Below are 20311 nucleotides of genomic sequence, written 5' to 3' on the forward strand. Positions count from 1 at the left end.
AGAAGGAACGAAGGTGCGAGGAAGCTGCTGTTCAGCGGATCAGGATTCGGCGGCGAACTTGTCGTAGCTGGCGGCGTCGAGCAGGGCGTCGAGCTGCGCGGGCTCGCTCAGCTTGACCTTGAAGAACCAGCCGGCGGCCAGCGGGTCGCTGTTGGCCAGCGACGGGTCGGCGCGCAGCGCTTCGTTCACTTCGGTGATCTCGCCCGACACGGGCATGAACACATCGGCGGCGGCCTTCACCGACTCGACCACACCGGCGACCTCGCCTTGCGCGAAGGTCTTGCCCACTTCAGGCAGGTCGACGAACACCACGTCGCCCAGCGCGTCCTGCGCATGCACGGTGATGCCGACGGTGGCGGCGCCGCCTTCGGCCGCCACCCATTCGTGGTCCTTGGTGTATTTGATGCTCATGAAAAAACTCCTCGTGGAAAAAATGGAATCGGGGTGCAGAGCCTAGCCGGGTCTGCGGTGTTCAGTGTCGGTCAGCCGCGGTAGTAGCGCGTCGGAACGAAGGGCATGGTCGAGACTTCCATCGGCACCGGCTTGCCGCGCACGATGGCCTGCACGCGCGTGCCGGGCTCGGCAAAGGCGGCGGCCACGTAGCCCATGGCCACGCAGCGGTCGGCCGTGGGGCCGAGCAGGCCGCTGGTGACGGCGCCGATGTCGTGGCCTTCGAGCGACTGCAGCAGCGTGCCGTCGCGCACCGGAATGCGTTCGAGCGCCACGAGGCCGACGCGCTTGCGCGTGAGCGTCTTGTGGTCGGTGTGGCCGGCAGCGCCCGAGGCGACGGCGGCCAGCTGGGCCAGCACCTTGGCCGCGCCCGGAAAGCCGCCTTCGCGCGCACCGCCGGCGCGGCGCACCTTCTGGATCGCCCAGTTGAGGGAGGCTTCGACCGGGGTGGTGGTGGTGTCGATGTCGTTGCCGTACAGGCACAGGCCGGCTTCGAGCCGCAGCGAGTTGCGCGCGCCCAGGCCGACGGGCTTCACTTCGGGCTGGGCCAGCAGCAGGCGGGCGAGGGCGTCGGCGTCCTTTGCGGCCACCGAGATCTCGAAGCCGTCTTCGCCGGTGTAGCCGCTGCGGGTGACGAAGGCCGCGACGCCGCCGATCTGCACCGCGCCGCCGGTCATGAACACGAAGCGCTCGATGCCGGGCGACAGGCGCGCCAGCGTGGCGGCCGCCTGCGGGCCTTGCAGCGCCAGCAGCGCGTGGTCGGGCAGGGGCTGCACCTGGCAGCGCGCGCCGATCCTGGCCTGGATGTGGGCGATGTCGGCCACCTTGCAGGCGCCGTTCACGATCACGAAGAGCGAGCCATTGCCTTCGTTGAAGAACATCAGGTCGTCGAGGATGCCGCCCTCGTCGTTCAGCAGCAGGCCGTAGCGCTGCTTGCCGGCGGGCAGGTCGATCACGTCGACGGGCATCAGGGCTTCGAAAGCGGCGGCGGCATCGGGGCCGACGAGGCGCAGCTGGCCCATGTGCGAGATGTCGAACAGGCCGGCCGCATCGCGCGTGTGCTTGTGCTCGGCCATGAGGCCGGCGGGGTACTGCACGGGCATGGAGTAGCCGGCGAAGGGCACCATGCGGGCGCCGAGCTCCACGTGGAGGTCGTACAGCGGTGTCTTGAGAAGTTGGGCGTCGGAAGCGGAGGAAGCAGCCACGGGGCACTCCAAAGGGGCAGTCGAAATCCATGGCTGCAACGCCACGGGCCACCCCTGCTGTCCGCTTTACCTGAGAGATTCGCCCCACGATCGGGGTTTGCTCCTTCGGTGGGCCGCGTGCAATGCCACGGCCTCTCTCCAGCAAGGAAACGCCGGTGGTTGCCGGCGTCTTGTCAGTCCTTTTGCCTGAGCGTTCGGGGAACCCCTGCGCCTTCGGCGGCCCCGTCGCGCGGGGCTCTCTCCTGACCCGGCGAGTGTAGTGGATCGCGGGGCCGGGGCTGGCGGCTCAGTGCACGGTTTCCGCCGGCGGCAGCAGCTTGTCGATGCGCTCGCGCAGCGAGTCGGCGCGCTCGGGGCCGGCGGCCTTCTCGATCTCGGAGAGCATCAGCGCGGCGATGGTCAGCATGGCCTCGCGGTCGCGGGCCTCGCGCAGGGCGTCGCGCATCTGGTTGGCGAAGCGCGGGTCGCGGCGCACGAACATGCGCTCGCAGATGTCGAACAGGAACATGCGCGTGGTGGCCAGCGAGCGCTTGCCGTCGAAGCTGTCGGCCGAGGTGGCGACCTGGATCGGCTCGGCGGCGGGGACGGGCGTGGGGGCCGGTGCGGGCGGTGGCGCGACCGGGCGCGCGACCTGCAGGTAGCCGCGCTGCATCAGCCCCTGGATCGCCTGCTCGGCCTCGACGCGGCTGGGGAACAGCGGGCTGAAGTCGGTCAGCGAGCGCCGGCCGTCGGCCATGAGCAGCAGGGCGCGCTCACGCTGGCTGAGCGTGCGCTGCCCGGCCTGGAGTTCGTCGCGTGCCTTCTCGGTCTTGGTGGGGAACATGGCGGCCACAGCTTTCGGAGGTCGAAGGCTGCAGCATCGTTGCAAGTGGTGACATCTTCGTGAACCATTTGCCTTACAGGGACAAGGCGGCGCGCGTCAGTTGCCCGCGCTCTCCTTGCGGATCAGCCAGCGCGGGCCCACGCGCTGCAGCTCGAGGGTCTTGCGGTCGGTCTCGGTGAGCGCGTCGGCGCTGTAGACCTGCCGGAACTGCGCGCTGGCCGAGGTGCCCTGAACGCTGATCACCAGCCCCTCGATGCCCACGCTGATGCGCGACTTGCCCGTGATGCGGGCGCGCCGGTCGGCCTCCCAGCGCTCGCGGGTCTGGCCGCGCGCGGGGGTGAAGTCGCTCGCGTAGGCCGCGAGGTAGCGCTCCACGTCGCGCGCGGACCAGGCGGCGGCCCAGGCGCGCACGGCGCTTTCCACTTCGGCGAGGTGGGTGACGGGATTGGTGGGATTGGCGGGGGCGGCTGCTGGTGCAACGGCTGCAACGGGCGCGGCGGCCGGCGTGGCCGCGATACCGGCGGTGGCCAGCAAGCCGGCAGCGACAAGGCTGCTGCCCTGGGCGACGATTCGGTGCATGGCGTCCTTCTCTTTCCTTCTTCTTGTCTGTCAGGCTCGACGTCGAAGCTTGCGTCGATTCTGGCAGTGAAAGAGGAGGCGTGCGGCGTTGAATCGCCCACGGATTTCGGTGGTCCGTGGTTCAGGGCGCGTCCATAGGACACCGGGAGCGCGGGGCAGGGCTCAGGCCGCCGCAGCCTCGCCCGCCATCACCTGCACCGTCCGATTGCGAAGCCGCAAGGCCAGCACGGTTGCGACGCACAGCACGCACAACACCACCGTGAGCGTGACGCCGAGTCCGCGCGCATCCGACAGCAGGCCGAACAGGGGCGACACCAGTCCGCCGACCGAGAGCGCGAGGCCGAGCGTGATGCCGCTGGCGGTCGCCGGGTTGCGCGGCAGGTAGTCCTGCGCGAGCGTCACCTGCGCGGCGAAGGGCAGGAACATGCTCATGCCGAGCCACGCCGTGCAGGCCAGCGCCGCGCCGGGCGTGGAGGCGAGCACGAGGCCCGCCATGGCCGGCAGCGCGAGCAGGTAGCCGCAGCGGATCGTGCCCATGCGCCCGATGCGGTCGCCGAGCCAGCCGCCGGCCAGCGTGCCCACGGCCCCTGCGGCGGTGAAGGCGGTGAGCGCCGCGGCGCCCTGGAAGGTGCTGCCGTGCAGGTCGCGCGTGATGCGCAGCGAGAGCATCGACAGCACCGTGACGTAGGGGATCGACCAGCCCACGATGGTCGCCACCAGCAGGCTGAAGGCGCGCCAGTCGTTGTGCGGCTTCAGCACCTGGGCGCGGGCCTGCGCGGCGCGCGCCGCCGCGGCTGCCGCGTTGCTGGCGACTGCACCGCGCCGCGCGTTGGCCGCGACCCACACCACGCCCATCGCCAGCGCGGGAATGCCCAGCAGGTAGCTGCGCGACAGGCTGCCGCCACCGACCACCGTGGCCGCCAGCACCGGCGCGAACGAGGCGCCGATGGTGCCGCCCACCGAGAACACGCTCATCGCCTTCTGCGAGGCGCCGCCGGCCGCGCGCGCGGCCACGGTGGCGGGCGGGTGGTAGGCCGCGATGCCCAGCCCGCACAGCGCGACCGCGATCCAGGTCAGCAGATAGCTCTGGCTCAGGCCCGCCAGCACCACGCCCAGCGCCGCCAACAGGAAGCCCACGGGCACCAGCCAGGCGCGCGGGTGGCGGTCGGCGTACAGGCCGAACAGCGGCTGCACCACGCTCGACAGCCCGGTGGCCGCCAGCATCAGGCCGCTCACGGCCGTGTAGCTGTAGCCGCGCTCCAGCACCATGAAGGGCAGCAGCGCGGGCACGAGGCCCTGGTAGAGGTCGTTGACGGCATGGGTGCCGGTGAGCAGCCCGAGTCGGCGCGTGTTCATGCGATGGCTTCTTTCTTCGATGTCCGGTTTGAGAAAAAGGGAGGAAAAGCCATCGTAGGAAGACACGGAAAGATGTTCTCGCTATGAATGTGCAAACATCGTCGTGAAATGGACAAACTGAATCTGCGCCCCGACGAGGGCGAATCGACCCCGCGCGCCGTGGCCGTGCTGGCCACCGATCCGGCGGGCGACGCCTTCATTCCGCCGCATGCGCACCGGCGCGGGCAGCTCATTCATGCGATTTCGGGCGTGATGATGGTCGGCGCCGCAGCCGGCAGCTGGGTGGTGCCGCCGGGGCGCGGCGTCTGGGTGCCGCCGGGCATGACGCACCAGATCCGCATGGCGGGCGAGGTGAAGATGCGCACCGTCTTCGTCGAGCCCGGCACGCGCGCCGACCTGGGCGCCGACTGCCGCGTGATCCATGTGGGCGCGTTGCTGCGCGAGCTGATCGTGGCGGCCGTGTCGCTGCCGCTGGACTACCCGCCGGGCGGGCGCGACGAGCGCGTGATGGAGCTGATCCTCGACGAGATCGAGGCCGCGCCCGCGCTGTCGCTGCATGTGCCGATGCCGCGCCATGCGCGCCTGGCCTCGCTGTGCGAGGCGCTGATCCGCGACCCCGCGCAGCCCGCCACGCTCGACGGCTGGGCCGCGCGGCTGCACATGAACGCGCGCACGCTGGCGAGGCTGTTCGAACGCGAAACTGGCATGACCTTCGGCGCGTGGTGCCGTCAGGCGCGGCTGCTGCTGAGCCTGCCGCGGCTGGCCGCGGGCGCGTCGATCCTGGAGGTGGCGCTGGCGCACGGCTACGAGAGCCCGAGCGCCTTCACCGCGATGTTCCGCCGCACGCTCGGCGTGCCGCCGAGCCAGTACCTTCACCCGCCGGCCTGAGGCGAGTGCAGGCGCGGACGGGGGCGGCCTGCGCCGCTACTTGAACCCGAGCGCGCGCGGCAGCCAGGTGCTCAGCATCGGCACGAAGGTCAGCAGCATCAGCACCGCGCCGTGCGCCCACAGGAAGGGCACCAGTTCCTTCACCAGCGCCGACATCGGCACCTTCGACACGTTGCAGGTCACGAACAGCAGCCCGCCCACCGGCGGCGTGATCATGCCCAGCGTGAGGTTGAAGATCACGATCATCGCGAAGTGCACCGGGTCGACGCCCAGCTTGATCGCCACGGGCGCAAGGATCGGCGCCAGCACCATCACGCCCGGCAGCGGCTCGATGAAGATGCCGAACAGGAGCAGGAACACGTTGACGATGATCAGGAACATCCACGGCGAGAGGTTCATGCTGATGAGCCATTCGGCCATCTGCTGCGGAATGCCCTCGATGGTCAGCACCCAGGCGAACGAGGCCGACAGCCCGATGATGATCAGCACCGACGCCGACAGCAGCGCCGAGCGCGACAGGATGTCGGGCAGCATCTTCCACTCGAGCGTGCGGTAGATGAACTTGCCGCACACCAGCGCGTAGAACACCGCCACCACCGAAGCCTCGGTGGGCGTGAACCAGCCGGCGCGCATGCCGCCCAGGATCACCACCGGCAGCAGGATCGCAGGAATCGCCTTCCACGTCGTGATGAGAATCTCGCGCAGCGGCGGCGTCTGGCCGTCGCCCTTGTAGTTGCGCTTCTTCGACACGTAGAAGTTCACCACGCACATCGCCACCGCGATCAGGATGCCCGGCACGATGCCGGCCACGAACAGCTGGCCGACCGACACGGTCTCGTCCTGCAGCGCGTAGATGATCATGATGATCGAGGGCGGAATGATCGGTCCCACGATGGCCGTGGAGGCCGTCAGCGCCGCCGCGTACGAGCGGTCGTAGCCGGCCTTGTCCATCATCTTGATGAGCATCGAGCCGGGGCCGGCCGCGTCGGCCAGCGCCGAGCCCGAGATGCCCGAGAAGAAGGTCAGCGACACGACGTTGGTGTAGCCCAGCCCGCCACGGCGGTGGCCGACGAACTGGCCCGCGAAGCGCAGCAGCACCTCGGTGAGCGAGCCGCCGCTCATGAGCTCGGCGGCCAGGATGAAGAAGGGCACGGCCATCAGCGGAAAGCTGTCGATGCCGGTGAAGGTTTCCTTCAGCAGCACCATCAGCGGGTAGCTTTCCGCGAGGATCAGGGTGGCGGCCGTGGCCAGGCCGAGCGCGAAGGCCACGGGCACGCCGATGGCCAGGAACACGCAGGCGGAGACGATCAGGACAATGCTGGCATCCATGGTCTGCTCCTTACAGCGAGGCCGACGCGTTGGCGTCGAAATGCGCGTCCGACGCGAACTCGCGGTTCAGCACGTAGCCGCGCACCACCAGCAGCCAGTGCACGATCAGCAGCACGCCGCCGATCAGCATCGCGCTGTAGATGTAGGCGAACGGAATCTGCGTCACGGCCGTGAGCTGGAACATCGTGCGTTCCATGTAGAGCCAGCCGTACCAGACCATGAAGCCGAAGAAGGCGAACAGCAGCCCGGCCACCACGATGCGCACCGCCACGGCCGCGGGCCGGGGCAGGGCGTCCTGCAGGTTCTCGACGGCGATGTGGCCGCCGTAGCGCAGCACCGGCCCGGCGCCCAGGAAGGTGAGCCAGATCATCATGTGGCGCGACACCTCTTCGGCCCATTCGATCGACTGGTTCGTGGTGTAGCGCAGCACGACGTTGGTGAAGATGATGACGGACATGGCCGCCAGCAGGAGGATCAGCGCCCACCGGTTGGCGGCGAGAAAGTAGCGCTCGAAGGCTTGCACGTTGTGGTTCTCTGTGGTGTCGGAAATGCGAAGCGCCCGGCCCACTGAGGCGGGCCGGGCGCGGTCGGGGCGGAGCGGTCTTACTTGACGTCCGTGATCTTCTTGATGTTGTCGGCGCCGAATTCCTTGGCGTAGCCCACGTAGGCCGGCTTCAGGGCTTCGCGGAAGGCCGCGCCGTCGACGGTGCGCGTGACCTTCATGCCGTCTTTCTCAAGCTGGGCGATGCCGTTGTTCTCGTCGTCGTTGACCTTCTTGCGCTGCGCGATCGAGGCCTTCTTCGCCGCTTCGGTGAACACCTTCTTGTCGGCGTCCGAGAGCTTGTTCCACACCTTGGGCGACAGCAGCAGCAGCGCCGGCGAGTAGACGTGGCCGGTGAGCGACAGGTGCTTTTGCACCTGCGAGAACTTCGAGGACAGGATCACGGGAATCGGGTTTTCCTGGCCGTCGACCGTGCCTTGCTGCAGCGCGCCGAACAGTTCCGGGAAGGCCATCGGCGTGGGCAGGATGCCGAAGGTGCGGTAGCCGTCCATGTGCACCTTGTTTTCCATGGTGCGCATCTTCAGGCCGGCCGCGTCGGTGGGCTTGACGATGTCGCGCTTGCTGTTCGTCATGTGGCGGAAGCCGTTTTCGGTCCAGGCCAGCGCGATGATGCCCTTGCTCGGGAACTTGGTCAGGATGTCCTGGCCGATGGGGCCGTCCATGACCTTGCGGGCGTGGTCGTAGTCGCGGAACAGGAAGGGGATGTCGACGATCTTGACCTCGGGCACGAAGTTGCCCACGGGGCCGGTCGAGGTGTTCAGCAGGTCTTGCGTGCCGAGCTGGATTGCCTCGATCTGCTCGCGCTCGCCGCCCAGAGCCGAGTTGGCGAAGTGCTGGCACTTGAAGCGGTTCTGGGTGTTCTTCTCGACCTCTTCGCAGAACACGGTGGAGCCCACGCCGTAATGCGATTCCTTGGACGTCGCATAGCCGATCTTGAGAACGGTGGGTTGCTGCGCGAGGGCGGCGGTGCCCAGGGCGAGCGAAAGGCAGGCGGCGGCGATGTGGCCGAATTTCATGGTGTCTCCGGGGAGTTGGGGGTCGAAAGCGCGTCAGGCGCAGGTCAGGAAATGACTATGCACCAATAACCAGTTTGACCGCGTCGGGACTTTCACGGACGTAGGCGCGGATCACCGCGTCGAAGCTCTCGTCGGCCGTGAGACCGAGGGCCCGCGCGCGCGGCGTGTCGAAGCGCCCGGGCCAGGTTTTGACGATGCGGCGGATGGCGGCGTCGGGCGTGCGGTCGAGCAGGTCGGTGGCGGCGCGGCCGGCCACGCGTTCGAGCGCGGCGGCCATTTCGCCCACAGTGGTGGCCAGCGAGGGCAGGTTGAGCGCGGTGCGCGGACCCCAGTCGGCGTCGCTGGCTTCGGCGGCGCGCACGATGCCTTCGATGGTCCGAGCCGGCGAGGCGATGGCCACGGGCGTCTCGTCGGGCACCGGGCAGGCCGCGCGCAGGCCGGCGAGCGGCTCGCGGATCATGCCGCTGAAGAAACCCGAGGCCGCGCCGTTGGGCAGGCCGGGGCGCACGCTCACCGTCATGAGGCGCACGCTGCGCCCCTGCACGAAGCCCTTGCGTGTGTAGTCGGCCACCAGCTGCTCGCCGATGAATTTCTGGATGCCGTAGCTGGTCTGCGGCGTGGGCAGCGTGTGGTCGTCGATGAGCGCGGGCAGCGGCTGTTCGGGCGAATCGCCGAACACGGCGAGCGAGCTGGAGAACACCAGCACCGGCCGCGTGCCGAGCGCGCGCAGCTTCTCGAGCAGGCCGTGCGTGGCGGCGAAGTTGCTGCGCATGCCCAGGTCGAAGTCGGCCTCGCATTCGCCGCTGACGGCGGCCGCCAGGTGGAACACCGCGTCGGCCTCGCGCCAGAAGGTGGCGCCGTCGTCGGCCAGCTGGGCGTTGAGGTCGCCGGTGGCGGCCGCGATGCGCGCGTTGGCCGCGAGGTCGGGCGGCGGCGGGGCGCGGTCGACCAGCGTGATGCGCGCGATGTCGCGGGCGGGCGCGCCGGCGAGCGAGAGCTGGCCCAGGGCCAGGAGGGTGCGTGCCAGGCGCGCGCCGAGGAAGCCGGCGCCGCCGGTGATGACGATGTGCATGGGGTCCTGTCTCCTTGTGTCCTTGTGTCGCGAGGATAGCGTCGGTGGTATCGCACAATTTGCGCATGCCCATGCTGCCTCCCGATCTCCTCGCCACCCTGCGACTGCCTGTGCTGCAGGACGCCGACCTCGACACCCAGGCTTCGTTCTTCCAGCGGCCGGAGGTCCGTGCGCTCTACTTCGAGGTGGTGGAGGGCTCGGCGAAGGACGAGGTGCTGCGGGCTGCCATCGCGCGGCTCGGCGAGCTGCATCCGCACCGGGCCGCGTTGCTGGCGGTGTTCTGCGGCGCGCTGGTCGAGAACGGCGCCGATCCGCAGCTCATGTTCGACGCCGTGCGGCAGCTGATGGGGCGCCTGCTGGCGTCGCTGGCGCCTTACTGCGCGGCGCAGCCGTACGAACCCGATGAGGACGAGGAGGAGCCGCAGGACGAGGCAGAACTCGCCGCCTGGCAGGCCGCCGAAGCGGCGCTCGCGGCGCTGTCGCCGCAGGCGCGTTTCGAGGTCGATGCGCTGCAGCGCGCGGTCGACCTGCTGGTGCTGCCGCTCATGACCATGGTGGTGCGCGATGTGCGCAACCACCAGTCGCTGGTGGCGGACGCAGGCCTGCTCGCGCACATCGAGGCGATGTACGCCAACGACTCGCTGCCCTTCGAGGCCTTGCACTTCCTGCGCGCCGCGGCCCAGCTGTCGTACGAGGACGAGCTGGTGGTTCTGCTGCCGACGTCGCGCGCGGGCATGGTCGTTCGCGTCCAGGGCATCAACAACAACTTCCACGCCTTCTCGCTGCTGCAGGACCTGATGGAAACGCACGCCCAGACGCTGGGCATCCGGCAGCCGCCGCGCACGCGCCGCGACGAGGACAGCGACGCCGCCGCCTTCCTCTGGCTGCAGGCGACGGCCTTCGCCCAGGGCGAGCTGGTGGACCGCATGGCGTGGTCCTGGGGCGAAGGCACGCTGCGCGAGAACGCGCGCCGGCAGGGGCGGCTGGTGCTCGTCGCACTGGAGACGGACGACAAGCCCGCACGCGGCTGGACCGGGTTCACCCACGTGCTGCACGCCGAGCAGAACCCGCAGGTGTCGCTGGTGCACTTCCTCACGCCCGACGAGGTCGCCGCGTACCTCGCCTGAAGCGCCATGAAAAAAGCCCTCCGAAGAGGGCTTTCATGCATCGACGCTGCGGGGCTTACATGCCCACGTAGTTCGGACCGCCGCCGCCTTCAGGCGTGACCCAGACGATGTTCTGCGTCGGGTCCTTGATGTCGCAGGTCTTGCAGTGCACGCAGTTCTGCGCGTTGATCTGCAGGCGTTCCTTGCCGGCGCTGGCTTCGTCGGGCACGAACTCGTACACGCCGGCCGGGCAGTAGCGGCTTTCGGGGCCGGCGAACTTGGCGAGGTTGACGTTGACCGGCACCGACGCATCCTTCAGCGTCAGGTGGGCGGGTTGCTGCTCTTCATGGTTCGTGTTGCTGATGAACACGCTGGAGAGGCGGTCGAAGGTGAGCTTGCCGTCCGGCTTCGGATAGACGATGGGCTTGCACTCGGCGGCCGGCTTCAGGTACTGGTGGTCGGGCTTGTTGCGGCGCAGGGTCCATGGGATGTGGCCCTTGAGCAGCCACTGCTCGACGCCGTTCATGACCGTGGCGATGCCCAGGCCCTTCTTGAACCAGGCCTTGAAGTTGCGCGCCTTGTTCAGCTCGGTGTAGAGCCAGCTCTTCTCGAACGCCACCGGGTAGGCCGTGAGTTCGTCGTGCTGGCGGCCGGCCATGACGGCGTCGAACGCGGCTTCGGCGCACAGCATGCCGGTCTTGATGGCGGCGTGGCTGCCCTTGATGCGGCTCACGTTCAGGTAGCCGGCTTCGCAGCCGACCAGCGCGCCGCCCGGGAACACCGTCTTGGGCAGCGACATCAGGCCGCCGGCCGTGATGGCGCGCGCGCCGTAGCCGATGCGCTTGGCGGGCTTGATGCCCTTGGCTTCGTCGCCCTCGAGGTACCAGCGGATATTGGGGTGCAGCTTCCAGCGCTGCATTTCCTCGAACGGGCTCAGGTACGGGTTGCTGTAGTCCAGGCCCGTGATGAAGCCCATCGTGACCTTGTTGTCCTCCATGTGATAGAGGAACGCGCCGCCGTAGGTGTTGTTGTCCATCGGCCAGCCGGCCGTGTGCAGCACGAAACCGGGCTGGTGGCGCTTGGGATCGATTTCCCAGACTTCCTTGACGCCCAGGCCGTAGGTCTGCGGGTCGCGGCCTTCGTCGAGCTTGAACTTGGCGATCAGCTGGCGGCCCAGGTGGCCGCGCGCGCCTTCGGCGAACACCGTGTACTTGCCCAGCAGCTCCATGCCGAGCTGGAAGTTCTCGGTGGGTTCGCCGTCCTTGCCGACGCCCATGTTGCCGGTGGCCACGCCGCGCACCGAGCCGTTCTCGTTGTAGAGCACTTCGGCGGCCGGGAAGCCCGGGAAGATTTCCACGCCCAGGTTCTCGGCCTGCTGCGCCAGCCACTTGGTGAAGGCACCCAGGCTGATGATGTAGTTACCGTGGTTCTGGAAGCAGGCCGGCAGGAAGGCGTTGGGCGTGCGCAGGCCCGACTTTTCGCTCAGGAACACCATGGCGTCGTCGGTCACGGGCTGGTTCAGCGGGGCGCCGAGTTCCTCCCAGTCGGGCAGCAGCTCGTTGAGCGCGCGCGGGTCCATGATGGCGCCCGACAGGATGTGCGCGCCGGGCTCGGAACCCTTCTCGAGCACCACGACGGAGATTTCCTTCTCCTGCTGGGCGGCGAGCTGCTTGAGGCGGATCGCGGTCGAGAGGCCGGCGGGGCCGCCGCCGACCACGACCACGTCGTATTCCATGGCTTCGCGAGGGCCGAACTGGGCGAGGATTTCGTCGTGCGTCATGTGGGTTGGGTCGATAATGATTTTTAGAGGCGCGGGGGCGTCCCGGTTCGCCGGGCATTTTATGCGGCGTCCGGCGGTGGCCTTGTCGCCCGCAGGCGAGGCACCCTGCGTCACCTGCGCGACTCCACAGGATTCAGCTCATGGCTTACAGCATCGATCTCTCCGGCCGCGTGGCTTTCGTCACCGGCGCCTCCAGCGGACTGGGCGCCCAGTTCGCCAAGACACTGGCCCGTGCCGGCGCCGCCGTGGTGCTGGCCAGCCGCCGCGTCGAGAAGCTCAAGGAGCTGCGCGCGCGCATCGAAGGCGAGGGCCATGACGCCCACGTGGTCGAGCTCGACGTGACCGACATCGGCAGCATCAAGGCCGCCGTGGCGCGCGCCGAGACCGAAGTGGGGCCCATCGACATCCTGGTCAACAACTCGGGCGTGAGCGCCACGCAGCGCCTGCAGGACGTCACGCCTGAGGACTACGACTACATCTTCGACACCAACGTGAAGGGCTCCTTCTTCGTGGCGCAGGAGGTCGGCAAGCGCATGCTGGCGCGCGCCCAAGGCAAGGCGCCGGGCACCTACATCGGCGGACGCATCATCAACATCGCGTCGTCAGCGGCGCTGAAGGTCATGCCGCAGATCGGCACCTACTGCATGAGCAAGGCCACCGTGGTGCAGATGACCAAGGCCATGGCGCTCGAGTGGGGCCGCTTCGGCATCAACGTGAACGCGCTGTGCCCGGGCTACATCACGACCGAGCTCAACGAGGAGCACTGGAGCACCGAAGGTGGTGCCAAGCTGGTCAGCATGCTGCCGCGCAAGCGCGTGGGCAAGCCCGAAGACCTCGACGGCCTGATCGTGCTGCTGGCCAGCGGCGAGAGCCATTTCGTGAACGGCGCGGTCATCGCCGCCGACGACGGGTTCGCGATCTGAGCCCCCGGGCCTGGATCGGCATCGCCGCCGGCCTGGGCGCGGGCGCGCTCTGGGGCCTGGTGTTCGTGGCGCCGCGCATGGTCGGCCACTTCGGCATGGTCGACATCACGGCGGCGCGTTTCGCGGTGTTCGGTGCGGTGTCGGCGCTGGCGGTGTTCGCGCGGCCCGCGGCCGTGCGCTGGCCCACGGGCCGGCAGGCGCTGGCGGCGCTCGGCCTGAGCGTACTGGGCTTCAGCGGCTACTACCTGCTGCTGGCCTTCGGCATCGCGGCGGCGGGCACCGAGGTGCCCAGCCTCATCATCGGCACCATTCCCGTCTGGATGATGCTGCTGGGCCGGCCCGCGGGCCTGCACATGCGGGCCTTGCTGCCCGGCCTGCTGCTCACGGGCGCGGGCATCGCGCTGATGATCTGGGGCGCGTGGTCGGCGCAGCACGGTGCAGGTGGAGGCGGCGCGCGCTTCGGCTGGGGCATTGCGCTGGCGCTGTGCTCGATGGTGAGCTGGACGGTCTACGGCCTGCTCAACGCCGCCTGGCTGCAACGGCACCGCGAGGTGCATGCGGCCGACTGGGCCAACTGGCTGGGCATCGCCACCGGCCTGGGCGCCTTGCTGCTGTGGGCGGTGGCGGGCAGCGATGTCGCCACGCTGCAGTCGCAGCCCGACGGCATGCTGTTCATCTGGATCGCGCTGGCGAGCGGTTTCGGCTCGTCGTGGCTCGCGACCATTCTCTGGAACGTCGCGAGCCAGCGCCTCTCGGCCAGCCTGTGCGGCCAGCTCATCGTGAGCGAGACGCTGTTCGCCTTGCTCTATTCCTTCCTCTGGGACGGCCGCTGGCCGCAGGCCACCGAGTGGGTGGCGGCGGCGCTGTTCGTCCTGGGCATCCTCGCATCCATCAAGGCCCACCGATGAGAATCGAAATCCCCGAAAAGAAGAAGCTCGTGTACGAGATGTCGATCCCGATCCGCTGGGGCGACATGGACGCCATGGGCCACCTGAACAACGGCACCTACTTCCGCTACCTGGAAACGGCGCGCATCGACTGGATCCGCTCGCTCGGCGTGGAGCCCACGCCGGGCGGCGAGGGCATGGTGATCGTCAACGCCTTCTGCAACTTCTACCGGCAGATCGAGTACCCGGGCAACGTGCGGATCAAGATGTACGTGAGCGACCCGGGGCGCACCACCTTCGAAAGCTGGGCCACCATGGTCCGCGAGGACGCGCCCGACGTGCTCTGTGCGGCCGGCGGCGCCACCACCATCTGGGTCGACTTTCCGAAGCAGAAGGCGCTGGCGCTGCCCGACTGGCTGCGCGAGATCGTCAGCGACTGAAGGCGCGCTGACGCGTCTACGAAAAAGGCTCAGGCCGGCCGCAGCACGATGCGCGCCTCGAAGCCGCGCGCCATGCCGGGCGGCGGCGAGGCCAGCTCCAGCGTCGCGTTGTGCTTCTCGACGATGGTGCCCACGATCGACATGCCCAGGCCGTAGCCGGCGCGGTCCGAGCCGTGGCGCACATGGCGCTGGTGCAGCGACTGCAGCTGCTCGGCGCTGACACCGGGGCCGGCATCGCGCACCACCAGCACGCACAGCGCCGCCACCTCGATCGTCACGCGGCCGTCGCCGCTGTAGCGCAGCGCGTTCTCCACGAGGTTGCGCAGCGCGATCGCCAGCGCGTCGACGTCGCCGAAGGCCACGGGCGCCGCACTGTCGGGCACCTTGAGCTTCAGGCGCTCGTTGATCTGCGGGTCTTGCCAGAACTCCTGCGCCACCGTGCCCGCCAGCTGCACCAGGTCGACCCGCGCCCGCGCGAGCGAGGCACCCGATTCGGCGCGCGACAGCTGCAGCAGCTTTTCGGCGCGGTGGCTCAGCATCTGCAGCGCCTGCAGCGCGCCTTCGACGTCGGTGCGCTTCAGGTCGTGGTCGAGCGCGGTCTGCAGCCGCAGGCGCGCGGCGGCCAGCGGCGTGCGCAGCTCGTGCGCGGCGTTGGCGGCCAGCGCGCGCTCCACGTCGAGCGACTGCGACAGCCGCTGCAGCAGCCGGTTGACATGGTCGCCCACCGCGCGCAGCTCCTGCGGCAGGCCGGGCAGGGTGATGGGGCGCAGGTCGGCGCCGTTGCGCTTCTCGATCTCGGCGGCCAGCTGCTGCAGCACGCGCAGCTCGGTGCGCGCCACGCGGCGCAGCACCAGCGCCAGCAGCGGCAGCACCGCGCCGAGCGGGATGATGAGGCCGAACAGCGTGCGGTTCAGCGCGCGGCGGCGTTCGTCGAGCGGGTCGGCCACCTGGAAGTACAGGCCCAGCGTGGGGTGGCGCACGGTGTAGATGCGCCAGGTCTGGTTGTTGGCGAAGCCCGCGGCCAGCGGCACATCGAAGGCGTCGTCGGGCGCTTCGGCCGAGCGCAGCAGCACGTGCTCGTGCACGTCGACCACCTGGTACATCACGGCGTCTTCGGAGAACAGCTGCTTGGGTGCGATCAGCGGCGTGTCCTGCTTGCCGCTTTCATGGCGCAGGCGCAGCTTCTCGAGCTCCTGCACCGCCATGTCGAACATGCGGTGCGACACCTCCACCAGCTCGTTGTCGAAGTTGTGGTTGATCTCGCGGTCCACGTACCAGACCACGGCGAGCACGCACAGCAGCCACACGCCGCCGACCCACAGGATCAGTGTGCGCGTGAGGCGCCCGGCCAGCGAATCGCGGCGGTCGCGCAGCAAGGTGCCGGTCATTCCTCGTCGTCCGCCGAGAACGACAGCCGGTAGCCCAGGCCGCGCAGCGTCTGGATGTGGCTGCGCCCGAGCTTGCGCCGCAGCCGGCTGATGAACACCTCGAGCGTGTTGCTGTCGGCCTCGTCGCCGAAGCCGTACAGCGCGTCGGCCAGGTTGTCGCGCGTGTGGATGCGCTCGGGCCGCGTGGCCATCACGCGCAGCAGGGCCCATTCCTTCTGCGTGAGCACGACGGGCACGCCGTCCTTGCGCACGCGGTCGTGGGCCAGGTCGATCTCCAGCGTGCCCAGCTGCAGCACCGGCGAGGTGTTGGCGCTGCGTCGGCGCTCCACGGCGCGCAGCCGCGCGAGCAGCTCGGCCGGGTCGTAGGGCTTGATGAGGTAGTCGTCGGCGCCGGCGTCGAGGCCGCGGATGCGGTCGGTGACCTGGTCGCGCGCCGTGAGCACGATGACGATGGGCGGCTCGCGCAGCGCGCGCACCTGCGGCAGCAAAGAGAGGCCGTCGCCGTCGCCCAGGTGCAGGTCGAGCAGCACCGCCGCGTACTGCACCGAGAGCAGGGCGCCGCGCGCTTCGGCCAGGCTGGGGGCCACGTCGACGACGAACGCCTTGGCGACGAGGTAGCTGCAGACCGCGTCTGCCAACGAACTGTCATCTTCGACCAGCAAGATTCGCACGCGGTGGCCCTTACAAAAACTCGAAGTCTAGCGCCGCCCCTCTGGCGATCGCGTCAGGAATCGTTCAGGTCGCTTCAGACTGGGTTCATCCCGCGTGCGTAGGCTCGCGCCAGTCTGTTCCGAGGCCTGTTTTTCTTCATGACCCGTCGTACCCCGCATCTCCGTCTCGGAGCCCTGACCTTGCTTGCCCTGGCCCTGCTGATGATCTGGGACGCCCTTGGCGGCGACCTGCCGCTGGCCCGCCTGGCCGGCACGCCGATGGGCTTTCCCTGGCGCGAGAACCCCTTCCTGGTCCACGTGATGCACGAGGGCGCGAGAAACCTCAGCTGGCTGCTGGTGATCGGCCTGTTCGCCGCCATCCGCTGGCCCGTGGGCGTGCTGCGGCGCCTGGACACGGGCGCCCGCGTGCAGCTGGCGCTGACGGTGCTGGCCTCGGTGCTGGCCGTGAGCCTGATCAAACACCTGAGCGACACCAGCTGCCCCTGGGACCTGAAGGAGTTCGGCGGCGTGGCGCGCTATGTGTCGCACTGGGCCTGGGGCCAGGACGACGGCGGGCCGGGCGGCTGCTTCCCGGCCGGCCATGCGTCGGCCGCCTTCGCTTACCTCGGCGGGTATTTCGTGCTGCGGCGCGTGGCACCGCGCGGGGCCGTCGTGTGGCTGTGCGTGGCGCTGGCCGCCGGCTTCGTGCTCGGCGTGGCGCAGCAGATGCGCGGCGCGCACTACATGAGCCACACGCTGTGGACCGCCTGGGTCTGCTGGACGGTCGGCTTCCTCATCGAACTGGTGGCGACGCGCCGCCGCACGTCCCCTCCCATCGAGCGCACCGCGCCCCTGCATGCAAGCCCTTGATTTCGCCCTGTTCAGCTGGCTCAACGCCTCGGCCTCCGCGCCGGCGTGGAGCCTGCGCTTCGCGATGTTCGCGTCCGACGTGCTGCCGGCGCTGCTGGCGCTGTCCATCGCGGCCGCCGCGGCCTTCGACCGCCGCTGGCGCCACGCCTTCTTCACCGCACTGGTCAGCGTGCTCGTCGTGTGGCTGGTGGTGAACGTGTTCCGCTCGGTGCTGCCGTTCCCGCGGCCCGCGTTTTACGGCCTGGGCATCCAGTGGGTGCCGCAGGGCGCGCGCCCGGGCTTCCCCAGCCTGCATGCGGCCGGCACCTTCGCCGCCGCCTTCTCGCTGTGGTGCCTGCCCTGGCGCACGCCGATGCGGCTGGCCCTGGTGGCGGCGGTGGTGGTGGCCTGGAGCCGGCTGTACCTGGGCCTGCATTTCCCGACCGACGTGACGGCCGCCGCGATCCTGGCGGCGCTGGTCTCGATCGTGGTGGAGCGCGGCATCAGCCGCCCCGCCGGCCGCGCGGTGTCGCGCAGCCCGCGCCTGCGGCTGCTGCGCCGTGCGCGCATCGGCCGAGCCTGAATGCGCTCTGAATGAACTGTTCAGGCTCTCTTCAGGCGCGCTGCCTACATTGGCGGCATGTCTGTTTCGCGTCTCGACTCCGCGCTGCTGGCGCGTGCTCCCAGCCGATCTGAATCCCGCCCCGCGCCGCTGTCGGATGCGGGCGCCGCCGGCACTTTCTGGCAACGCATCGACCGCTGGATCTCGCAGCCCCGCTCGACGCGGCAGGTGATCGTCTGGCTCAGCCTGTACCTCGGCCTCACCGCCAACTGGCCGCTGCTGAACGACCTGGCCCGCCTGGGCGGCGCGCCCAGCACTTACATGCCGACCATCGCCGCGCTGGGGATGCTCACCTTCTGCGGCACCGTCGCGATGCTGTCGCTCACCGCCTGGTCGCGCTGGATGAAGCCGCTGTGGCTGCTCGTGGTCGTGATCGCCGCGGTGGCGCAGCACTACATGCTCCAGTACCGCGTGGTGATGGACCCGAGCATGATCGCGAACGCGTTTCAGACCGACCCCAACGAAGCGCGCGACCTGCTGAGCGGGCGCATGGCCTTCAACGTGCTCGTGGTCGTGCTGCCCGCGGCCTGGGCGATCTGGCGTGTGCGCATCGTGCCGATGGGGCTGCTGTCGCACGTCTGGCGCAACGCGCTGCTGCTGGTGCTGGCCGCCGTCGTGGCGGTGGTCACGGCCGTGGCCATGAACCGGCAGCTCGCGCCGCTGATGCGCAACAACGTGCACCTGCGCTACATGATGAACCCGATCGCCAGCCTGTACTCGGCTGGTGCCGTGGTGCTCAAGCCGATGTTCAAGCGCAGCAGCAAGCTGATCCCGATCACCGCAGGCACGGCGCTGGGCGCGAGCTATGCGGCGCAGAAACGGCCGCCGCTGTTCGTGGTGGTGGTGGGCGAGACCGCGCGTTCCGACCACTTCGGCCTGAACGGCTACGCCCGCGACACCACGCCCGAGCTGGCGAAGCGCAACGTGCTGAGTTACCGCGAGGTGCGCTCGTGTGGCACCAACACGCTGGCCTCGGTGCCCTGCATGTTCTCGCCCCTGGGCAAGAGCGGCTACGAGTCGCGCAAGGACGAGTACGAGAACCTCATGGACGTGCTGCAGGCCTCGGGCCTGGCCGTGTTCTGGCTCGATAACCAGGCCGGCTGCAAGGGCGTGTGCGCGCGCATCCCCAACGCCTCGGCCTTCGACGGGCTCGACGCGGCCACCAAGAAGGCCCTGTGCGACGGCGAGGAGTGCCTCGACAACGTGATGCTCAAGGGTCTCGATGAACGCATCGCCGCGCTGCCCGCCGAGCGGCGTGCCAAGGGCGTCGTGCTCGTGATGCACCAGATGGGCAGCCACGGCCCGGCCTACTACAAGCGCTCTGCGCCCGAGCTGAAGCGCTTCACGCCCGAGTGCAAGACCAACGCGCTGGCCGAGTGCGCGCATGCCGAGCTGATGAACGTCTACGACAACTCGATCGCCCAGACCGACCATTTCCTCGGCCAGACCATCGACTGGCTCCAGACTCAATCGAAGCAGTACGACACGGCGCTGCTGTACATGAGCGACCACGGCGAGTCGCTGGGCGAGTACGGGCTGTTCCTGCACGGCGTGCCCTACAGCTTCGCGCCCGATGCGCAAAAGCACGTGCCCATGGTCACCTGGTTCGGCGACGGCATGAGCGAGCGCCGCAAGCTCTCGCGCTCGTGCATGGAGGCGGGCCTGGACGCGCCGCTCACGCACGACAACCTCTATCACACGGTGCTGGGCCTCATGGACGTGGCCACGCCCACCTACAAGCCCGCGCTCGATGCGCTGGCCTCGTGCCGCGGCAAGGCCTGAGCCCGCCCGCAGCTTCGGCTTCTTACTTCTTTTCGCGCGGCAACCGGCCCATCAGGAAGAACTCCGGGTTCGGCTGCATGCCGCTGAAGCTGGCCAGGCGGTTGCTCAGGCCGAAGAAGGCGGTGATGGCCGCGATGTCCCAGATGTCCTCGTCGTCGAAGCCGTGCGCGTGCAGCGGCCCGAAGTCGCGGTCATCGATCTCGTGCGAGCGTTCGCAGACCTTCATCGCAAAGTCGAGCATCGCGCGCTGGCGCTGCGTGATGTCGGCCTTGCGGTAGTTCACCGCCACCTGGTCGGCCACCAGCGGTTTCTTCTCGTAGATGCGCAGCAACGCGCCGTGCGCCACCACGCAGTACAGGCATTGGTTGACCGCGCTGGTGGCGGTGACGATCATCTCGCGGTCGCCCTTGGTGAGCGAGCCTTCTTCCTTCAGCATCAGCGCGTCGTGGTACGCGAAGAAGGCACGCCACTCGGCAGGGCGGCGCGCAAGGCCGAGGAACACGTTGGGCACGAAACCGGCCTTTTCCTGCACGGCAAGGATCGCGGTGCGGATGTCGTCGGGCAGGTCTTTCAGTTCGGCGAGGGGGTAGCGGGGGGCGTTCAT

At 69.1% G+C, this 20311-nt stretch carries 21 protein-coding genes and 2 riboswitches; of the genes, 8 read left to right on the forward strand and 13 right to left on the reverse strand.

The genetic code is table 11. The features are described 5' to 3' along the window. Nucleotides 1-39: 39 nt before the first annotated feature. The 5 genes from gcvH to ACAM42_RS13825 all read right to left on the reverse strand — a co-directional run bounded on the left by gcvH (nucleotide 40) and on the right by ACAM42_RS13825 (nucleotide 4413). Nucleotides 40-411: a glycine cleavage system protein GcvH gene (gene gcvH / locus ACAM42_RS13805; RefSeq protein WP_062474411.1), complete on the reverse strand. Its 372-nt coding sequence runs from the start codon at nucleotides 409-411 to the stop codon at nucleotides 40-42. A gap of 71 nt (nucleotides 412-482) precedes the next feature. Beyond that, nucleotides 483-1655, reverse strand: coding sequence for a glycine cleavage system aminomethyltransferase GcvT (gene gcvT, locus ACAM42_RS13810; protein ID WP_369632347.1), 1173 nt, complete (start codon nucleotides 1653-1655; stop codon nucleotides 483-485). A 47-nt stretch (nucleotides 1656-1702) separates the two neighbouring features. Beyond that, a riboswitch (glycine riboswitch) is annotated at nucleotides 1703-1807 on the reverse strand. A gap of 16 nt (nucleotides 1808-1823) precedes the next feature. Beyond that, a riboswitch (glycine riboswitch) is annotated at nucleotides 1824-1910 on the reverse strand. Nucleotides 1911-1941: 31 nt separating this feature from the next. Continuing rightward, the gene (locus ACAM42_RS13815; RefSeq protein WP_062474467.1) at nucleotides 1942-2478 is read right to left on the reverse strand and encodes a hypothetical protein; all 537 of its coding nucleotides are present in this window, start codon (nucleotides 2476-2478) and stop codon (nucleotides 1942-1944) included. Nucleotides 2479-2574: 96 nt separating this feature from the next. After that, nucleotides 2575-3057, reverse strand: a complete 483-nt coding sequence (locus ACAM42_RS13820) for a hypothetical protein (protein WP_159272259.1) — start codon at nucleotides 3055-3057, stop codon at nucleotides 2575-2577. Nucleotides 3058-3219: 162 nt separating this feature from the next. Next, entirely contained in the window at nucleotides 3220-4413 is a 1194-nt protein-coding gene (locus tag ACAM42_RS13825; RefSeq protein WP_369632348.1) for an MFS transporter, read from the reverse strand. 108 nt (nucleotides 4414-4521) lie between these two features. Between ACAM42_RS13825 and ACAM42_RS13830 the strand changes: the two genes are divergently transcribed. Then, complete coding sequence (locus tag ACAM42_RS13830; RefSeq protein WP_369632349.1) at nucleotides 4522-5301, forward strand: helix-turn-helix transcriptional regulator; 780 nt, start codon at nucleotides 4522-4524, stop codon at nucleotides 5299-5301. 36 nt (nucleotides 5302-5337) lie between these two features. Here the strand turns inward: ACAM42_RS13830 and ACAM42_RS13835 are convergent, their stop codons facing one another. The 4 genes from ACAM42_RS13835 to denD form a co-directional block, all read right to left on the reverse strand. Then, nucleotides 5338-6630 carry a TRAP transporter large permease gene (locus ACAM42_RS13835; RefSeq protein WP_062474420.1) on the reverse strand — a complete coding sequence of 431 codons (1293 nt, stop codon included), beginning with the start codon at nucleotides 6628-6630 and terminating at the stop codon, nucleotides 5338-5340. 10 nt (nucleotides 6631-6640) lie between these two features. Further along, nucleotides 6641-7153 carry a TRAP transporter small permease gene (locus ACAM42_RS13840; RefSeq protein WP_062474469.1) on the reverse strand — a complete coding sequence of 171 codons (513 nt, stop codon included), beginning with the start codon at nucleotides 7151-7153 and terminating at the stop codon, nucleotides 6641-6643. A gap of 80 nt (nucleotides 7154-7233) precedes the next feature. Beyond that, nucleotides 7234-8208 (reverse strand): TRAP transporter substrate-binding protein, encoded by a 975-nt coding sequence (locus ACAM42_RS13845; protein ID WP_095744873.1) that lies wholly within the window; start codon nucleotides 8206-8208, stop codon nucleotides 7234-7236. Nucleotides 8209-8263: 55 nt separating this feature from the next. Further along, nucleotides 8264-9280: a D-erythronate dehydrogenase gene (gene denD / locus ACAM42_RS13850; protein WP_369632350.1), complete on the reverse strand. Its 1017-nt coding sequence runs from the start codon at nucleotides 9278-9280 to the stop codon at nucleotides 8264-8266. Nucleotides 9281-9345: 65 nt separating this feature from the next. Between denD and ACAM42_RS13855 the strand changes: the two genes are divergently transcribed. Further along, entirely contained in the window at nucleotides 9346-10407 is a 1062-nt protein-coding gene (locus tag ACAM42_RS13855) for a hypothetical protein (RefSeq protein ID WP_369632351.1), read from the forward strand. A gap of 55 nt (nucleotides 10408-10462) precedes the next feature. On the opposite strand, the gene ACAM42_RS13860 is transcribed toward ACAM42_RS13855, so the two are convergent. Further along, the gene (locus ACAM42_RS13860; RefSeq protein WP_369632352.1) at nucleotides 10463-12166 is read right to left on the reverse strand and encodes an electron transfer flavoprotein-ubiquinone oxidoreductase; all 1704 of its coding nucleotides are present in this window, start codon (nucleotides 12164-12166) and stop codon (nucleotides 10463-10465) included. 140 nt (nucleotides 12167-12306) lie between these two features. On the opposite strand from ACAM42_RS13860, the gene ACAM42_RS13865 reads away from it, so the two are divergent. From ACAM42_RS13865 to ACAM42_RS13875, 3 genes are read left to right on the forward strand one after another with little or no spacing between them, the layout of a single operon-like run. Then, a complete protein-coding gene (locus ACAM42_RS13865) occupies nucleotides 12307-13089 on the forward strand; it encodes an SDR family oxidoreductase (RefSeq protein WP_369632353.1) in 783 nt (260 codons plus the stop codon). Between the two features lie 59 nt (nucleotides 13090-13148). After that, nucleotides 13149-13997, forward strand: coding sequence for a DMT family transporter (locus ACAM42_RS13870; RefSeq protein WP_369632354.1), 849 nt, complete (start codon nucleotides 13149-13151; stop codon nucleotides 13995-13997). Continuing rightward, on the forward strand, nucleotides 13994-14416 hold the full coding sequence (locus tag ACAM42_RS13875; RefSeq protein WP_070059373.1) for a thioesterase family protein: 423 nt from the start codon (nucleotides 13994-13996) through the stop codon (nucleotides 14414-14416). The genes ACAM42_RS13870 and ACAM42_RS13875 overlap by 4 nt, the downstream gene beginning before the upstream one ends. Nucleotides 14417-14445: 29 nt before the next feature. Here ACAM42_RS13875 and ACAM42_RS13880 read toward each other — a convergent pair whose 3' ends face one another. Both ACAM42_RS13880 and ACAM42_RS13885 read right to left on the reverse strand, forming a co-directional pair. Then, entirely contained in the window at nucleotides 14446-15804 is a 1359-nt protein-coding gene (locus ACAM42_RS13880) for a sensor histidine kinase (protein ID WP_369632355.1), read from the reverse strand. Then, the gene (locus tag ACAM42_RS13885) at nucleotides 15801-16475 is read right to left on the reverse strand and encodes a response regulator transcription factor (RefSeq protein ID WP_062474437.1); all 675 of its coding nucleotides are present in this window, start codon (nucleotides 16473-16475) and stop codon (nucleotides 15801-15803) included. The genes ACAM42_RS13880 and ACAM42_RS13885 overlap by 4 nt, the downstream gene beginning before the upstream one ends. 138 nt (nucleotides 16476-16613) lie before the next feature. Between ACAM42_RS13885 and ACAM42_RS13890 the strand changes: the two genes are divergently transcribed. The 3 genes from ACAM42_RS13890 to ACAM42_RS13900 are packed head-to-tail and all read left to right on the forward strand — an operon-like array spanning nucleotide 16614 to nucleotide 19707. Further along, nucleotides 16614-17324: a phosphatase PAP2 family protein gene (locus ACAM42_RS13890; protein ID WP_369632356.1), complete on the forward strand. Its 711-nt coding sequence runs from the start codon at nucleotides 16614-16616 to the stop codon at nucleotides 17322-17324. Then, on the forward strand, nucleotides 17311-17886 hold the full coding sequence (locus tag ACAM42_RS13895; RefSeq protein WP_139705214.1) for a phosphatase PAP2 family protein: 576 nt from the start codon (nucleotides 17311-17313) through the stop codon (nucleotides 17884-17886). Before ACAM42_RS13890 ends, ACAM42_RS13895 begins: the two co-directional genes overlap by 14 nt. Before the next feature lie 57 nt (nucleotides 17887-17943). After that, nucleotides 17944-19707 (forward strand): phosphoethanolamine transferase, encoded by a 1764-nt coding sequence (locus ACAM42_RS13900; protein ID WP_369632357.1) that lies wholly within the window; start codon nucleotides 17944-17946, stop codon nucleotides 19705-19707. A 22-nt stretch (nucleotides 19708-19729) separates the two neighbouring features. Here the strand turns inward: ACAM42_RS13900 and ACAM42_RS13905 are convergent, their stop codons facing one another. Next, nucleotides 19730-20311 (reverse strand): peroxidase-related enzyme, encoded by a 582-nt coding sequence (locus ACAM42_RS13905; RefSeq protein ID WP_062474448.1) that lies wholly within the window; start codon nucleotides 20309-20311, stop codon nucleotides 19730-19732.

This window comes from Variovorax sp. V35, from assembly GCF_041154465.1.
Taxonomy (GTDB): Bacteria; Pseudomonadota; Gammaproteobacteria; order Burkholderiales; family Burkholderiaceae_C; genus Variovorax; species Variovorax boronicumulans.

Coding starts and splice junctions, on each gene's coding strand:
- ACAM42_RS13900 (WP_369632357.1), top strand. CDS start 17,944: ATGTCTGTTTCGCGTCTCGACTCCGCGCTGCTGGCGCGTGCTCCCAGC.
- ACAM42_RS13905 (WP_062474448.1), bottom strand. CDS start 20,311: ATGAACGCCCCCCGCTACCCCCTCGCCGAACTGAAAGACCTGCCCGAC.
- gcvH (WP_062474411.1), bottom strand. CDS start 411: ATGAGCATCAAATACACCAAGGACCACGAATGGGTGGCGGCCGAAGGC.
- ACAM42_RS13845 (WP_095744873.1), bottom strand. CDS start 8,208: ATGAAATTCGGCCACATCGCCGCCGCCTGCCTTTCGCTCGCCCTGGGC.
- ACAM42_RS13825 (WP_369632348.1), bottom strand. CDS start 4,413: ATGAACACGCGCCGACTCGGGCTGCTCACCGGCACCCATGCCGTCAAC.
- ACAM42_RS13855 (WP_369632351.1), top strand. CDS start 9,346: ATGCCCATGCTGCCTCCCGATCTCCTCGCCACCCTGCGACTGCCTGTG.
- ACAM42_RS13835 (WP_062474420.1), bottom strand. CDS start 6,630: ATGGATGCCAGCATTGTCCTGATCGTCTCCGCCTGCGTGTTCCTGGCC.
- ACAM42_RS13865 (WP_369632353.1), top strand. CDS start 12,307: ATGGCTTACAGCATCGATCTCTCCGGCCGCGTGGCTTTCGTCACCGGC.
- ACAM42_RS13820 (WP_159272259.1), bottom strand. CDS start 3,057: ATGCACCGAATCGTCGCCCAGGGCAGCAGCCTTGTCGCTGCCGGCTTG.
- ACAM42_RS13860 (WP_369632352.1), bottom strand. CDS start 12,166: ATGACGCACGACGAAATCCTCGCCCAGTTCGGCCCTCGCGAAGCCATG.
- ACAM42_RS13830 (WP_369632349.1), top strand. CDS start 4,522: ATGGACAAACTGAATCTGCGCCCCGACGAGGGCGAATCGACCCCGCGC.
- ACAM42_RS13890 (WP_369632356.1), top strand. CDS start 16,614: ATGACCCGTCGTACCCCGCATCTCCGTCTCGGAGCCCTGACCTTGCTT.
- ACAM42_RS13880 (WP_369632355.1), bottom strand. CDS start 15,804: ATGACCGGCACCTTGCTGCGCGACCGCCGCGATTCGCTGGCCGGGCGC.
- ACAM42_RS13895 (WP_139705214.1), top strand. CDS start 17,311: ATGCAAGCCCTTGATTTCGCCCTGTTCAGCTGGCTCAACGCCTCGGCC.
- ACAM42_RS13815 (WP_062474467.1), bottom strand. CDS start 2,478: ATGTTCCCCACCAAGACCGAGAAGGCACGCGACGAACTCCAGGCCGGG.
- ACAM42_RS13875 (WP_070059373.1), top strand. CDS start 13,994: ATGAGAATCGAAATCCCCGAAAAGAAGAAGCTCGTGTACGAGATGTCG.
- denD (WP_369632350.1), bottom strand. CDS start 9,280: ATGCACATCGTCATCACCGGCGGCGCCGGCTTCCTCGGCGCGCGCCTG.